At 69.2% G+C, this 13,988-nt stretch carries 10 protein-coding genes; 3 read left to right on the top strand and 7 right to left on the bottom strand.

Going from position 1 to position 13,988, the window contains the following annotated elements; genetic code table 11:
- The first annotated feature begins 21 nt into the window (after positions 1-21).
- Complete coding sequence (locus ACQ66R_RS23290) at positions 22-1,746, top strand: N-acyl-D-amino-acid deacylase family protein (protein WP_430426019.1); 1,725 nt, start codon at positions 22-24, stop codon at positions 1,744-1,746.
- A 140-nt stretch (positions 1,747-1,886) separates the two neighbouring features.
- Here ACQ66R_RS23290 and ppdK read toward each other — a convergent pair whose 3' ends face one another.
- The 5 genes from ppdK to ACQ66R_RS23265 form a co-directional block, all read right to left on the bottom strand.
- Positions 1,887-4,580, bottom strand: a complete 2,694-nt coding sequence (ppdK, locus tag ACQ66R_RS23285; protein ID WP_430426017.1) for a pyruvate, phosphate dikinase — start codon at positions 4,578-4,580, stop codon at positions 1,887-1,889.
- An 18-nt stretch (positions 4,581-4,598) separates the two neighbouring features.
- A complete protein-coding gene (glyS, locus tag ACQ66R_RS23280) occupies positions 4,599-6,869 on the bottom strand; it encodes a glycine--tRNA ligase subunit beta (protein WP_430426015.1) in 2,271 nt (756 codons plus the stop codon).
- Between the two features lie 3 nt (positions 6,870-6,872).
- Positions 6,873-7,793 (bottom strand): glycine--tRNA ligase subunit alpha, encoded by a 921-nt coding sequence (locus tag ACQ66R_RS23275; RefSeq protein ID WP_430426013.1) that lies wholly within the window; start codon positions 7,791-7,793, stop codon positions 6,873-6,875.
- A 109-nt stretch (positions 7,794-7,902) separates the two neighbouring features.
- On the bottom strand, positions 7,903-8,322 hold the full coding sequence (locus ACQ66R_RS23270) for a hypothetical protein (RefSeq protein ID WP_430426011.1): 420 nt from the start codon (positions 8,320-8,322) through the stop codon (positions 7,903-7,905).
- A 93-nt stretch (positions 8,323-8,415) separates the two neighbouring features.
- Positions 8,416-9,006, bottom strand: a complete 591-nt coding sequence (locus tag ACQ66R_RS23265; RefSeq protein ID WP_430426009.1) for a fasciclin domain-containing protein — start codon at positions 9,004-9,006, stop codon at positions 8,416-8,418.
- 384 nt (positions 9,007-9,390) lie between these two features.
- On the opposite strand from ACQ66R_RS23265, the gene ACQ66R_RS23260 reads away from it, so the two are divergent.
- Positions 9,391-9,729, top strand: a complete 339-nt coding sequence (locus tag ACQ66R_RS23260; RefSeq protein ID WP_111273997.1) for a P-II family nitrogen regulator — start codon at positions 9,391-9,393, stop codon at positions 9,727-9,729.
- Positions 9,730-10,001: 272 nt separating this feature from the next.
- Positions 10,002-11,300 (top strand): ammonium transporter, encoded by a 1,299-nt coding sequence (locus ACQ66R_RS23255; RefSeq protein ID WP_430426007.1) that lies wholly within the window; start codon positions 10,002-10,004, stop codon positions 11,298-11,300.
- Positions 11,301-11,390: 90 nt separating this feature from the next.
- Here the strand turns inward: ACQ66R_RS23255 and ACQ66R_RS23250 are convergent, their stop codons facing one another.
- Positions 11,391-12,266, bottom strand: coding sequence for a 4-(cytidine 5'-diphospho)-2-C-methyl-D-erythritol kinase (locus tag ACQ66R_RS23250; RefSeq protein WP_430426005.1), 876 nt, complete (start codon positions 12,264-12,266; stop codon positions 11,391-11,393).
- A gap of 3 nt (positions 12,267-12,269) precedes the next feature.
- Positions 12,270-13,949 carry a tetratricopeptide repeat protein gene (locus ACQ66R_RS23245; RefSeq protein WP_430426003.1) on the bottom strand — a complete coding sequence of 560 codons (1,680 nt, stop codon included), beginning with the start codon at positions 13,947-13,949 and terminating at the stop codon, positions 12,270-12,272.
- Between the last annotated feature and the right edge of the window lie 39 nt (positions 13,950-13,988).

The following is a 13,988-nucleotide window of genomic DNA, read 5'->3' as shown; positions in this document are numbered from 1 at the left end:
GCATTCGTGGGGAGTTCCTGAATGAAGCGCGTCCTGTTCGCCGCGACTGCCGGCCTCGCTCTTGCCTGCGCTCAGCCGGCAGGGTCCGCGGCCCCCGCCTATGACCTCGTCATCCGCGGCGGCGAGATCTACGACGGTTCAGGGGGTCCGGCGCTGAAAGGCGACGTGGGCGTGAAGGGCGACCGCATCGTCTGCGTGGGCTCGTGTCCCGGCGCGGCGGCGAAGACCGTGGACGCCAGGGGCAAGGCGGTGTCGCCCGGCTTCATCAACATGCTGAGCTGGTCCACCGAGAGCCTGATCCAGGACGGCCGGGGCCTGTCGGAGCTGAAGCAGGGCGTGACCCTGCAGGTGATGGGCGAAGGCGACTCGATGGGCCCGCTGAACCCCGAGATGAAGCGCCTGGCCGTCCAGCGCCTGGGCGACATCAAGTATCCGATCACCTGGACCACGCTGGACGAGTACCTGCGCGTCCTGGAGACCAAGGGCGTCTCGATGAACGTGGCCTCGTTCATTGGCTCGGCCACCGCGCGCATCCACGTGCTGGGCGAAGGCGATGTCGATCCGACCCCCGCGCAACTGGCCGAGATGCGGGCGCTGGTGGTCAGGGCGATGGAGGATGGCGCGCTGGGGGTGGGCTCGTCGTTGATCTATGCGCCGGGCACCTTCGCCGAGACTGACGAGTTGGTGGCGCTGGTCACCGAGGCCGGGCGCTGCGGCGGCATGTACATCAGCCACATGCGCTCGGAGGGCGCCCGGCTGTTGGAGGCCATCGACGAGCTGGTCGAGATCTCCCGCCGCTCAGGGACGCCCGCCGAAATCTACCACCTGAAGGCCTCGGGCCGGGTCAACTGGGACAAGCTGGACGCGGCGATCAGGAAGATCGAGGCGGCCCGCGCCTCGGGCCTGCGCATCACCACCGACATGTACACCTATCCCGCCAGCTCCACCGGCCTGGACGCGGCCATGCCCACCTGGGTGCAGGCCGGCGGCTTCGAGCAGTGGGTCGCGCGCCTGAAAGACCCGGCCACACGCGCCAAGGTCATCGCCGAGATGCGCTCGGGCACGCCCAGCTTCGAGAACCTGCAGAAGGGCGCCGGCGCCGAGGGCACGCTGCTGGTGGGCTTCAAGAACCCGAAGCTGAAGCCCCTCACCGGCAAGACCCTGGCCCAGGTCGCCCAGGACCGCGGGGTCAGTCCCGAGGACGCCGCGATCGACCTGGTGATCGAGGACGGCAGCCGCGTGCAGGTCGTCTATTTCTCGATGCTGGAGGCCAACGTCGCCCGCCAGGTCGCCCTGCCCTACATGAGTTTCGGCTCCGACGCCGAGGCCCAGGCGCCCGAGCCGCCCTTCACGCTGTCGTCCATCCATCCGCGCGCCTACGGCAACTTCGCCCGGCTGCTGGCAAAATACGTGCGCGACGAGAAGCGGCTGACGCTGAGCGAGGCGGTGCGCAAGCTGAGCGCCCAGCCCGCCCACAACCTGGGCCTCCGAGATCGTGGAATGCTGAAGGCGGGTTATTTCGCCGACGTCGTGGTGTTCGACCCGGCGACGATCCAGGACCACGCGACGTTCGAAAAGCCGCAGCAGTTGGCGACAGGCGTGAGCGAGGTGGTCGTGAACGGCCAGCTGGCCCTGGAGAAGGGCGAGGCCACCGCGGCGCGGCCGGGAAAGGTGGTTCGCGGCCGCGGCTGGACGGGCTGGGCCGGCGGCGGATGCCGCAAGTCGGCGAAGGACTGGACCTGGTGATCAGGTTCCTCCCCCGATGAGACGGGGGAGGTGTCAGCGAAGCTGACGGAGAGGGCGCTGCGACGCGCCCGGCGGATGGACCAGCGCCCCCTCCACCACGTCGTGGTCCCCCTCCCCCGCGCTGCGGGGGAGGAACTTTGCTACCGGTCCTTTTCGCGCTCGCCGATGGCCGACTGGGCGGCGGCCAGGCGGGCGATGGGCACGCGGTAGGGCGAGCAGCTGACGTAGTCGAGGCCGACCTTCTCGCAGAAGTCGATCGAGGCCGGATCGCCGCCGTGTTCGCCGCAGATGCCCAGCTTCACGCCCGGACGCGCCGCGCGGCCCCGCTCGGCGGCGATCTTGATCAGGTCGCCGACACCTTCCTGATCGAGGCTGACGAAGGGGTCTTTCTCGAAGATGCCCTTCTCGATGTAGGCGTTCAGGAAGCGGCCGCTGTCGTCGCGGCTGATGCCGAACGTGGTCTGGGTCAGGTCGTTTGTGCCGAACGAGAAGAACTCGGCATGCTCGGCCAGGTCGCCCGCGCGGAGTGCGGCGCGGGGCAGCTCGACCATGGTGCCCACCATGTACTCGATCGTGACGCCCTTCTCGGCCAGGACCTCTTTCGCCGTGCGATCCGTGAGTTGGCGCAGGAACTTCATCTCCTCGCCCTTGGCGACGAGGGGGTGCATGATCTCGGGGATCGGCGCCGGGCGGCCCTCGGCGGCCACCTCGCAGGCGGCCTCGATGATGGCGCGGACCTGCATCTCGTAGATCTCGGGATACGACACGCCCAGACGGCAGCCACGGTGTCCCAGCATCGGGTTCACCTCGTGCATCTCGGCGGCGCGACGCATCAGCTTGGCGGCGTCGAGGCCCGTGGCCTGGGCCACGGCCTGCACATCCTCCTCGGTGTGCGGCAGGAACTCGTGCAGCGGCGGGTCGAGCAGCCGGATGGTGACCGGCACGCCCTCCATGATCTTGAAGAGCTCGACGAAGTCCTTGCGCTGCATCGGCAGAATCTTGGACAGCGCCGCCTTCCGGCCGGCGACGTCGTCAGCCAGGATCATCTCGCGCACCGCCGCGATCCGCGCGGGGTCGAAGAACATGTGCTCGGTGCGGCAGAGGCCGATGCCCTCGGCGCCGAAGCCGCGGGCGGTCTCGGCGTCCAGCGCCGTCTCGGCGTTGGCGCGCACCTTGAGGCGGCGCACCTGGTCGGCCCAGCCCATCAAGGCGCCGAAGTCGCCCGACAGCTCGGGCTCGATCATCTTCACCGAGCCCTTCATCACCTGGCCCGTCGAGCCGTCGATGGTGATGACGTCGTAGGCGCGGATGACCTCGCCGCGGGCGCGGAATTCGCCGGCGCGGCCGTCGATGTGGATCTCGCCGGCGCCGGAGACGCAGGGACGGCCCATGCCGCGGGCCACCACGGCCGCGTGGCTGGTCATGCCGCCGCGGGCGGTGACGATGCCCCTCGCGGCATCCATGCCGCGAATATCCTCCGGCGAGGTCTCTTCACGGACCAGGATAACGGCCTCGCCGGAGCCGCCCAGCTTCTCGGCTTCCTCGGCGGTGAACACCACCTTGCCGGTGGCCGCGCCCGGCGACGCCGGCAGGCCCGTGGCGATCACGTCGCGGGGGCTGGAAGGGTCGATCGTCGGGTGCAGCAGCTGGTCGAGGCTGGCGGGCTCGACCCGCATCACGGCCTCTTCCTTGGTGATCAGGCCTTCGGACGCCAGGTCCACCGCCACCTTCAGCGCGGCCTTGGCGGTGCGCTTCCCATTACGGGTCTGCAGCATGTAGAGCCGGCCCTGTTCGACGGTGAACTCGATGTCCTGCATATCGCGGTAGTGGCGCTCGAGCTTGCCCACGACGTCCTTGAACTGGGCGAAGACCTCGGGAAGCGCCTCTTCCATCGAGGGGTTTTTGTCGCCCATCTCCTCGCGGGCGATCTTGGTCAACGGCTGCGGCGTGCGGATGCCGGCGACCACGTCCTCGCCCTGGGCGTTGATCAGGAACTCGCCGTAGAGCCGGTTGTCGCCGGTCGACGGATTGCGGGTGAACGCCACGCCCGTGGCGCTGCCGTCGCCCATGTTGCCGAACACCATCGACTGGATGTTGACGGCCGTGCCCCAGCTCTCGGGGATGTCATGCATACGACGGTAGAACTTCGCCCGGTCGTTCATCCAGCTGGCGAAGACGGCGCCCACGGCGCCCCACAGCTGCTCGTTCGGGTCCTGCGGGAACGGCGCGCCGCGCTCGTCCTCGACGGCGCGCTTGTAGTCGGCGACGACGGCTTCCCAGTGCTCGGCCGAGAGGCCGGTGTCCACGTGGATGTCCAGGCGATCCTTATGATCGTCCAGGATTTCCTCGAACATGTGGTGGTCCAGGTGGAGGACCACGTTCGAGTACATCTGGATGAAGCGGCGGTAGCTGTCGAAGGCGAAGCGGCGGTCGCCCGACAGCTTGGCCAGGCCTTCGACCGTCTCGTCGTTGAGGCCCAGGTTGAGGACGGTGTCCATCATCCCCGGCATCGAGGCCCGCGCGCCCGAGCGCACCGAGACCAGCAGCGGGTTGGAGGCGTCGCCGAACGCCTTGCCGGTGATCTTCTCGACGGTCTTCAGACCCTCGGCCACCTGGTCTTTCAGGTTCGGCGGGTAGGTCTGCCCATTGTCGTAGTAGTGGTTGCAGGCCTCGGTCGTGATGGTGAAGCCCGGCGGCACCGGCAGGCCCAGCGACGACATCTCGGCCAGGTTGGCGCCTTTGCCGCCCAGCAGGTTCTTCATCGACGCATCGCCGTCGGCCGATCCGCCGCCGAAGGCATAGACCCAACGCGTCTTCACCATCGTGTCGGCCATCTCGTAATCGTCCCCTAGCTAGCCCGTAACCTGTGAGAAGTCGGCCACTTGTCCCATGGCGTCCTTGACCTTCGCCAAAAGGCGGAGGCGGTTGTCCCGTTCCTCTGGTACGTCGGAATTTACTAACACCTTGTCGAAGAAAGCGTCGACGGGCCCACGAAGCTTGGCCAATTCGCGCATGGCGCCGGCGAAATCTTCGGCGTCGAGGGCCGGGTCCACCTTCGCGTCCAGCTCTTCCACGGCCGCGATCAGCGCCAGTTCCTGGGGCGATGACGTGGGCATGTGGACCGGCGCGCCGGCGGGCAGGACGCCCTTCTTCTCCTCGGCTTTGAGAATGTTCACGGCGCGCTTGTAGCCCGCCAGCAGGTTCGCGCCGTCCTCGGTCTTGAGGAAGGCGTCCAGGGCGTTGACCCGGGCCACCACGCGGACCAGGTCGTCGTCGCCCAGGGCGAAGACCGCGGCCACCAGGTCGTGACGCTGTCCGCGGTCGCGCAGCCACACTTCCAGGCGGTCGGCGAAGAACGCCACGATGTCGGCGGCCACCTCGTCATAGGGACGGAACTCGAACAGCACTTCGCCGTCGGGCTTCTCGCGCTGCATGCGGTCGAAGACCAGATCGACCTCGCGCTCCATCGCGATCACCTGAGGCTTGCCGTCGAGCAGCGCCTCGTCGAACTCGCGGAGGTAGGTGTCGAACTCGCGGCTCTTGGCGCGGCCGGCGGCGCCCAGGTGGGCGACCAGCTTCGGCGTCGAGACCCACAGCGCCCGACCCGGATCGACGTAGCAGCGCAGCGCCCGGTACCAGTCGGCGACGGCCTCGCGCAGCGGCACGCGCAGTTCGGACGTCAAGAGGACGCGGATCACGCCCAGGGCCGCACGGCGCAGCGCGAACGGATCGCGGCTGCCGGTGGGCTTCTCGTTGATGGCGAAGAAGGCGACCAGCGTGTCCAGCTTGTCGGCCAGCGAGACGGCCATGGTCACGGGGCGGTCCGGAACCTCGTCGGCGGCGCCGGCGGGCTTGTAGTGATCGCGGATGGCCTCGGCGACCAGGGGCGAGAGCCCCTCGCCCGCCGCGTAGTAGCCCCCCATGACGCCCTGCAGCTCGGGGAACTCGCCCACGACGCCGCTGCCCAGGTCGGCCTTGGCCAGGCGCGCGGCCTGCACGGCCTTGGCGACGTCGGCGCCGACGCGCGGCGCCAGGGCGCCGGCCAGCATCTCCAGCCGCTCGACGCGCTCGTACATGGCGCCCAGCCTGGCGTGGAAGGTGACGCCCTTCAGCTTCTCGAGGCGGTCTTCCAGCCGGGTCTTGCGGTCCTCGTTCCAGAAGAATCGCGCGTCGGCCAGGCGCGCGGTCAGCACCTTGGCGTTGCCCTTGGCGATGGTCTTGCCGCCGTCGGTGGCGTCGATGTTGGCGACCGTAATGAAATGTGGGGCCAGCTTGCCGGTCTTGGGGTCGCGCACGGCGAAGTAGCGCTGGTGCACGCGCATCGAGGTGCGGATCACCTCGGGCGGCAGGTCCAGGAACGCGGGGTCCATGTCGCCCAGCACCGGGATGGGCCATTCGACCAGGCCGGCCACCTCGTCCAGCAGGCCCTGGTCCTCGACCAGTTCCAGGTTGCGGGCGAAGCAGAGCGTCTTGGCCGCCTCGACGATGCGGTCCTTGCGCTCCTGCGGATCCAGGACGACGAAGTGCTTCTCCAGCTTCTCGGCGTAGGCGTCGAAGTCCTTGGTCTCGAACGACTGGCCCGAACCCATGAACCGGTGGCCCTGGGTGGTGTCGCCGCTGGGGATGCCGTCGATCTGGAACGGCACGACCTCACCGTCGAAGACGCAGAGGATGCGGCGCAGCGGGCGCACCCAGCGCAGCTTCGAGACACCCGACACCATCGACTTGGGCCACGGGAAGTTGCGGACGATGTCCTGCACGACCTCGGCGACGATCTCGGGCGTGGGCCGGCCGGGCTTGTGCAGGTGGGCGAACCAGACGCCGTCGCGTTCGATCAACTGGTCCTTGGTCAGGCCAGTCTTGCGCAGGAAGCCGTCCAGCGCCTGTTCAGGCGCGTTGGTGCGCGGGCCCTTCAGTTCCTCGTGCCGCTCCTTCTGCGCCTCGGGCAGCCCCTCGGCCACCAGGGTCAGGCGGCGCGAGCCGGCGAAGGTCTTCAGCGCCTCGGGCAGCAGGCCTTCGGCGGCCAGGCGCTCGCGCGCCATGCGTTCCAGGTCGCGCGCGGCGTTCGCCTGCATGCGCGCGGGGATCTCTTCGGAGAGCAGTTCAAGCAGAAGCTGGGGCATGGATCAGGCGTCTTCCGCGACTTTGCTGGCCGCCGAGTGGGGCGCGTTACCGCCCTGGCTCTCGACCCAGGCCTCGGCGCACATCTTACAGAGGTCGCGGATGCGGCCGATGTAGCTCTGGCGCTCGGCGACGGCGATCGCGCCGCGGGCGTCCATGATGTTGAAGAGGTGGCTGGCCTTCAGCACGTGGTCGTAGGCCGGCAGCGCCAGCGGCTGACCCTGGCGACCGCGCTGGGTCAGGATGCGCGGGACCTCGCGCTCCATGTCCTCGAACTGGCGCTTCAGGGTCGCGACGTCGGCGACTTCCAGCTCGAAGGCCGAGAACTGCTGCTCGTTGGCGAGATAGATGTCGCCGTAGGTGAACTCGTCGTTGAACTGCAGGTCGTAGACGTTGTCCTTGTCCTGCAGATAGAGGCTCAGGCGCTCCAGGCCGATGGTCAGTTCGCCGGCCACCGGGAACACGTCCAGGCCGCCCACCTGCTGGAAGTAGGTGTACTGGGTGATTTCCATCCCGTCGCACCAGACTTCCCAGCCCAGCCCCCAGGCGCCGACGGTCGGGTTTTCCCAGTCATCCTCGACGAAACGGATGTCGTGGACCTTGGGGTCGATGCCGATGGCTTCCAGGCAGCCGAGGTACAGCTCCTGCAGGTTCTCGGGGTTGGGCTTCAGGATGACCTGGTACTGGTGGTGCTGATGCAGCCGGTTGGGGTTCTCGCCATAGCGGCCGTCGGCGGGGCGCCGCGACGGCTGAACATAGGCCACCTTCCAGGGCTTGGGGCCCAGGGTGCGCAGCACCGTCATGGGCGACAGCGTGCCCGCGCCGACCTCGACGTCGTAGGGCTGCAGAATCGCGCAGCCCTGACGGCTCCAATAGTCGTGCAATTTCAGGATCAGGCCCTGAAATGAAAGCGGTTTGTCGGGCATTGAATGGGGCTTGTTCGCAGGCGCAAAAAAAGTCGGCGGACCATAGGGCCCGCCGACCTTTGCTTCAACCCAAGGAAGCGCCTGTTTTCTGGCGGCGCTTGAAGGGGTTCTAGTTGCCGCGCGCCGCGGTGCGCTTGCCGGCGTTCGACATGGGCTGGCCGTACTTGGCGCGGTTCTCGGCGGTGTCCGGCACCGGGCCGTTCGTCACCGTCATCGTCGTGTAGCTGGCGTTGGCGGCGGCGCCCGTGTCGGCGGCGGCCGTCGTCGTCGTCACCGAGGCGCTGGTGTCCGCCGAAGCGGGGTCAGCGGCCGGCATCGGCGCGGCCGAGGTCGCGGCGGGCATCGGGCCCACCGGGACGACCACCTTCTCCTGGTACTGCTTCTCGTCGGAGGGCGCATGCGCGCCGTTCCAGTCGCCCGTCACCGAACCGGCGGTCGGACCCTGCGGCGGTTGCGGTTGCTGCGCGGAAGCCGCGCCGCCCAGAAGGGCGACGGCGGCCGTTGCGGTCGCGAGATAGGAAAGCTTCATCGTCGGAACTCCTGAATTGTGCGCTGGGATGCGCCTCAACTCGATGTGCCGACGCTGTACGGCTCAGGCTCGCGTTGGTTCCGCGCGAAGCCCTTATTTCGGGGCGGTAGCGGCTGCGTCCGCCGGCGGCGGGGCGGCGGCGGCCGGCGGGTCGACATTGCCCTGCCCGGCGATCAGCGGCTTGTCGACCACATGCAGCAGGCCGCTGGCGGTCTTCAGGTCGGCCTGAACGATGGTGGCGCCATCGACCATCAGCTTGCCGCCCTCGTCCGAGCCGTCGAGCAGGATCGTGTCGCCGGCGCCGGAGGGGATGGGCCCCTTGGCGCCCTTGATCTTGGTGGAGTCGACCGGCGCGTTGACCAGGTGGTGCAGGATGAACTTCTGCATCGCGGCCTTGTCGGCCTTCAGCTTGTCCAGGTCGGCGGCCGGCATGGAGGCGAAGGCCGCGTCAGTGGGCGCAAAGACCGTGATCTGCGGGTAGGTCTTGAACACGGCGGCGAGGTTCGTCGCGTCGACGCCCGCCACGAAGGTGTTGAACTGGCCCGAGAGCTTCAGGGTGTCGAGCAGGGTGCCCTGGACGGCGACCGGCTTCGCAGCGGCTGGGGCCTGGGCCGAAGCGGCAAGCGGCGCTGCGCCGAGGGCGGCCACGGCGACGGCGGCGAGGAAAAGGCGGGTCGGCGACATTCAGGTTCCTTGTCAGTTCGCACGGCAAAGGCGCCGCAGGTAACGACGCGAGAGACAGCAGTCGGTTCCCATCTCACGCGATGCTGAGACTAGGCGCCGAAAGCGCCGGATTTACGACGACCACCCGGCGCGTCAAGGACAGTTCACAGGCGCTCGACGCCTGTTTCTGCCGCATTTGCAGGCGCCCGCACAATCCGGCGCCCACGAAATGGGCGGACAGGCGCGACTTCACCAATGCGTCATGCTGCCAAGCCGTGCCCCGCGATCCCCCGACATAGCGTTCGAACTGACCGCCGCCGCGGGGATGCAAACAACAAGGCGGCTGTCTTCGACGAACGAGAGGGGTTGGCCCACCCACAGGGCCGGACGCGGGAGAGCGAGCGGATGAAACTCATCATGGCGATCGTCAAACCCTTCAAGCTGGACGACGTGCGCGAAGCGCTCGTGTCGGCCGGCGTGGAGGGGCTGACGGTCTCGGAGGTCAAGGGATATGGCCGGCAGAAGGGTCAGACCGAGATCTATCGGGGGGCGGAGTACCAGATCAATTTCCTGCCCAAGGTGAAGCTGGAGGCCGTCGTCGACGACGCGGCTGCGGGCAAGGCGGTCGAGGCGATCAAAGCCGCCGCCGCCACCGGCAAGATCGGTGACGGGAAGATCTTCGTGCTCGACGTGTCGGAGGCCGTGCGCATCCGGACCGGCGAGACCGGCGCAGCGGCGCTCTAAAGGGGATATGTTCATGAAATTCTTCGGAAAATCGCGGCTGGCGGGGCTGATGCTCGCCGCTGCAGTGGTCGGAGCGCCGCTGGCGTCCACGGCCTTCGCCCAGGAGGCGCCGGCTCCGGCCGCAGCGCCTGCCGCGGCTGCAGCGGCACCCGCGGCATGTCGACACTGCGGCCGACGCCGCGGCCCCGGCCGCGGCGGCGACGCCCGCCCCGGCCGAGCCGGCGGCCGAGGCAGCTGGCCCGGCATCGGTCGACAAGGGCGACACCACCTGGATGCTGACCTCGACGGTTCTGGTCCTGCTGATGATCCTGCCCGGCCTGGCGCTCTTCTACGGCGGCCTGGTGCGGCAGAAGAACATGCTGTCGATGCTGATGCAGGTGTCGATCGTCACCGTCATCGGCATGATGGCCTGGGCCTTCTGGGGCTACAGCCTGGCCTTCACCGACGGCGGCGGCCTCAACAAGTTCGTGGGCGGCGTCAGCAAGCTCTGGCTGAACGGGGCGGTCTTCAACGCCGACGGCGCCTTCACGAACGTCGAGACCTTCTCGAAGGACGTGGTGATCCCGGAAGTAGTATTCGTCTGCTTCCAGATGACCTTCGCCTGCATCACCGCCGCCCTCGTGCTGGGCGGCGTGGCCGAGCGGATGAAGTTCGCCGCCGTGGTCGTGTTCGCGGTCCTGTGGCCGCTGCTGTCGTACTATCCGATGGCGCACATGACCTGGTGGTGGGCCGGCGCGACCTCGGCGTTCGGCCAGACGGCTGACGCTCTTTCGGCCGGCGCGGGCCAGATCTGGGCCTTCGGCGCGCTCGACTTCGCGGGCGGCACCGTGGTGCACATCAACGCCGGCATCGCCGCCCTGGTGGGCGCCATCATCCTCGGGCCGCGCAAGGGCTACCGCTCCGAGCCGATGCCCCCGCACAGCCTGACGCTGACCCTGGTCGGCGCCGGCCTCCTGTGGGTGGGCTGGTTCGGCTTCAACGCCGGCTCGAACCTGGAAGCCAACGGTTACGCCGGTCTGGCGATGATCAACACCCTGCTCGCCACGGCGGCCGCCGGCTTCTCGTGGGCCATGACCGAGTGGGTGACCCGCAAGAAGGCCTCGATGCTGGGCCTGGCCTCGGGTCTGGTCGCCGGCCTCGTGGCGGTCACGCCCGCGGCGGGCTTCGCCGGCCCGGTCGGTTCGATCGTGCTGGGCCTGATCGTCTCGCCGATCTGCGTGATCTTCTGCTCGCTGGTGAAGAACGCCATCAAGTACGACGACAGCCTGGACGCCTTCGGCATCCACGCCATCGGCGGCATTGTCGGCGCGCTGGCCACCGGCGTGCTGGTCAACCCGGCCCTGGGCGGCGCGGGCGTCGTGGACTTCACCAACGGCACCACCGGCTACGACGCCGGCTTCCAGATCATGGCCCAGGTCAAGGCCGTGCTGCTGGCGGTCGGCTGGTCGGCAGTCGCCAGCGCGATCGTCTTCTTCATCATCAAGTTCACCATCGGCCTGCGGTCCTCGCCGGAAGCCGAGGAAGAAGGCCTCGACATCGTGGAGCACGGTGAGCGCGCCTACCACGCGTAAGCATCTCTCGGGGGAGAGAGGGTCGCCGGTCGTGCAGCGGCGGCCCGGAGTGAACGGGGGTCCTTCGGGGCCCCCGTTTTCGTTTGGGCCTTAGCTCCAGGGCCCGCCCAGGCGGCAGCGCTGGACCCACCAGTTCGGCGCAATCGCTTCGATCCGCTCCGCCAGCGTCTCGGCGGCGATGTCGTCGGCGCAGAGGGCGAAGCAGGTGCCGCCCGAGCCGGAGACACGGGCCAGCAGCGCCTCAGGCTCGTCGCGCAGGGTGTCGAGCACCGCGCCCACCTGGGGAGCCACGGCCACGGCCGGGGCTTCCAGGTCATTGCGTTGGGTGGTGAGCCAGGCGGCCAGTTCCTCGGCGCTCTCGAAGGTCTCCGGCATCGGCGGCGGGACCACGTCGCCGAACGCGCCCGAGGCGTCCAGGGCGCGATAGACTGCGGGCGTGGAGACCGGGACACGGGGGTTCACCAGCACGGCGTCCACCACCGGCAGGCCCGGCGCGGGGCTCAGGCGCTCTCCTCGCCCCTCCGCCAGCACCGGCCGCGCCCACAGGCAGGCCGCGCCGTCGGCGCCGAGGCTGGCGGCCACCCGCTCGAGCCGGGCGTCGTCGAACCCCGGTGTGTAGACATCGCGCAGCAGGCGCAGCGCCGCGCCGGCGTCGGACGAACCGCCGCCCAGGCCGCTGGCCACCGGCAGGTTCTTCTCCAGCGTGAAGGTGAGCTCGCCCATCTCGCGGCCCAGCTCGGCCACGAAGGCGCGGACGGCGCGGAAGATCAGGTTGTCCTGTTCAGGTCCCAGCCCCTGGCCGAACGGTCCCCGCACGATGAGGCCGCCCTGCCCCGGCCGCGCGCTCACCACATCGCCGAAGTCCGCGAAGGCCATCAAGCTGCAGACCGGGTGGTACCCGTCCGGCGCAGGCGCGCCCACGTGCAGGAACAGGTTGACCTTGGCGGGCGCCAGAGCCTCGGCCACGGCCTACTGCCCGGCGAGCTTGGGCGTCGGTCCCAGACCCTTGGCGAGCTTGGCTTCGGCGTCGGCCTTGATCTTGTCGTCGGGCTTCAACGTCAGCACGCGGCGCCACTGGAAGCCGGCCTCGTCCTTGCGGCCCACCATCCAGTAGGCGTCGCCCAGGTGGTTGTTGATCTCGGGATCGCCGGCTTCCAGCTCGACGGCCTGCTCCAGGATCTCGACCGCCTTCTTGTAGTCGCCCAGGCGATAGTGGGCCCAACCCAGGCTGTCGACGATGGCGCCCGAGCGCGGGTTGGCGGCCACCGCCTTCTCGACCATGCCCAGGGCCTCCTGCAGCCGCTCGCCGCGGTCGATCCAGGCGTAGCCCAGGTAGTTCAGGATCTCGGCCTCGTCGGGCCGCATCTTCAGGGCCTGGACCAGATCGGCTTCGGCCTCCTTCCAGCGACCGCTGCGCTCATAGGCCTGGCCACGGGCGAAATAGAGCGCCCATTCCGGCGACGTCGACTCCGAGATCAGGCTGCTGAGGATCTTGACCGCCTCGTCGTACTGATCGTTGGCGCGCAAGAGGTCCGACAGGGTCAGACGCCCCTCGGGATCGCCCGTGGCGGCCGCCGCGCGGGCCATCTTCAGCGCGACGTCCTTTTCACCGGCGCTCTGGTAGCTCCAGGCCAGCTTGGCCTGGGCGGCGGCAAACTCGGCGCTGTTGGGCTTCGGGCGGCTGTAGGCGGCGCGCGCGCCCTCGATGTCGCCACGGCTCTGCAGCAGGTCGCCCAGCATCAGCCAGGCGTCGTTGCGGTTGGGGTCCAGACGCAGCGACAGGCGCAGATAGGCCATGCCCGTCGGCTCCTGCTTGGCGCTGATCATGGTGGCGGCCGGCGCCAGCAGGGCAAAGGCCGCGCCTTCCTTGATGGTGGGCGCCGGCGGCGCGCTCTTGCGGGCGCGGGCCGTTTTCAGCGCGGCGTTCGAGGGATTGCGGGCCAGCGCGGCGTCGTAGAGCGCGATCGCCTCGGCCCGGCGGCCACGCCGCTCCAGGAAGCCGCCATAGGCCAGTACGGCGATCTCGCTGGGATTGTCGCCCGAGGTGATGGCCTTGAAATCGGTCTCGGCCTCGTCGTAGCGCCGGGCGCGTTCGAACAGGTGCGCCTGACCCAGCTGGCCGAAGTAGTCGACCCCGGCGTCGCCGCGCAGTTGCGGGCGCACCACCGCCCCCTCGGCGTCGCCGGCCGCGGCGGCCACCCAGGGCCCCAGCAGCGCCGCGGCGCTGCGGTGTGGGAAGCCGATGCCGTCGTTGCCCAGCTCGGCCTTGGCGATCTTGGGCTTCCCCTCGCTCAGCGCGGCGACCACCTTGGTCAGCCGACCGAGGCGCTTCCCGGGTTCGGAGGCGTTGGGGCCGGTGGGCGCGAGCAGCGCGGCCTTCTCGATCTCGCCGGCCATCAGCGCAGCCGTGAAGGCCCGCTCGGACACCGCCGGATCGTCGCCGGCCTGGGCGCGGGCCACCTCGAGGAACTTGGAGGCGTCGCTGTTGCGTCCCTCGCTGAGCGCGGCGTTCCCCGCCAGGAACATCCCGTAGGCCGTGTCCGCGGCAGCGGGCACGCTGGACGCTTCGTCCTTCGCGGCCCTGTCTGTGGTGGCGCAGCCGCCCAGGAGAACAAGCGGGGCGGCAAAGGCGAGCAGGGCAAGACGCATGTTCAAACTCTGGGCGTGACGCGCCGCGGCCGCAAGCGC

The sequence above is a fragment of the Phenylobacterium sp. genome (assembly GCF_965284355.1).
Lineage (GTDB): Bacteria > Pseudomonadota > Alphaproteobacteria > Caulobacterales > Caulobacteraceae > Phenylobacterium.
The sequence above is the reverse complement of the archived record's forward strand: the minus strand, read 5'-3'. Positions and strand labels throughout refer to the sequence as shown.

What these genes read in the sequence shown, in the direction of transcription:
- ACQ66R_RS23290 (WP_430426019.1), top strand. Translation starts at nt 22, where the DNA reads ATGAAGCGCGTCCTGTTCGCCGCGACTGCCGGCCTCGCTCTTGCCTGC.
- ppdK (WP_430426017.1), bottom strand. Translation starts at nt 4,580, where the DNA reads ATGGCCGACACGATGGTGAAGACGCGTTGGGTCTATGCCTTCGGCGGC.
- glyS (WP_430426015.1), bottom strand. Translation starts at nt 6,869, where the DNA reads ATGCCCCAGCTTCTGCTTGAACTGCTCTCCGAAGAGATCCCCGCGCGC.
- ACQ66R_RS23275 (WP_430426013.1), bottom strand. Translation starts at nt 7,793, where the DNA reads ATGCCCGACAAACCGCTTTCATTTCAGGGCCTGATCCTGAAATTGCAC.
- ACQ66R_RS23270 (WP_430426011.1), bottom strand. Translation starts at nt 8,322, where the DNA reads ATGAAGCTTTCCTATCTCGCGACCGCAACGGCCGCCGTCGCCCTTCTG.
- ACQ66R_RS23265 (WP_430426009.1), bottom strand. Translation starts at nt 9,006, where the DNA reads ATGTCGCCGACCCGCCTTTTCCTCGCCGCCGTCGCCGTGGCCGCCCTC.
- ACQ66R_RS23260 (WP_111273997.1), top strand. Translation starts at nt 9,391, where the DNA reads ATGAAACTCATCATGGCGATCGTCAAACCCTTCAAGCTGGACGACGTG.
- ACQ66R_RS23255 (WP_430426007.1), top strand. Translation starts at nt 10,002, where the DNA reads ATGCTGACCTCGACGGTTCTGGTCCTGCTGATGATCCTGCCCGGCCTG.
- ACQ66R_RS23245 (WP_430426003.1), bottom strand. Translation starts at nt 13,949, where the DNA reads ATGCGTCTTGCCCTGCTCGCCTTTGCCGCCCCGCTTGTTCTCCTGGGC.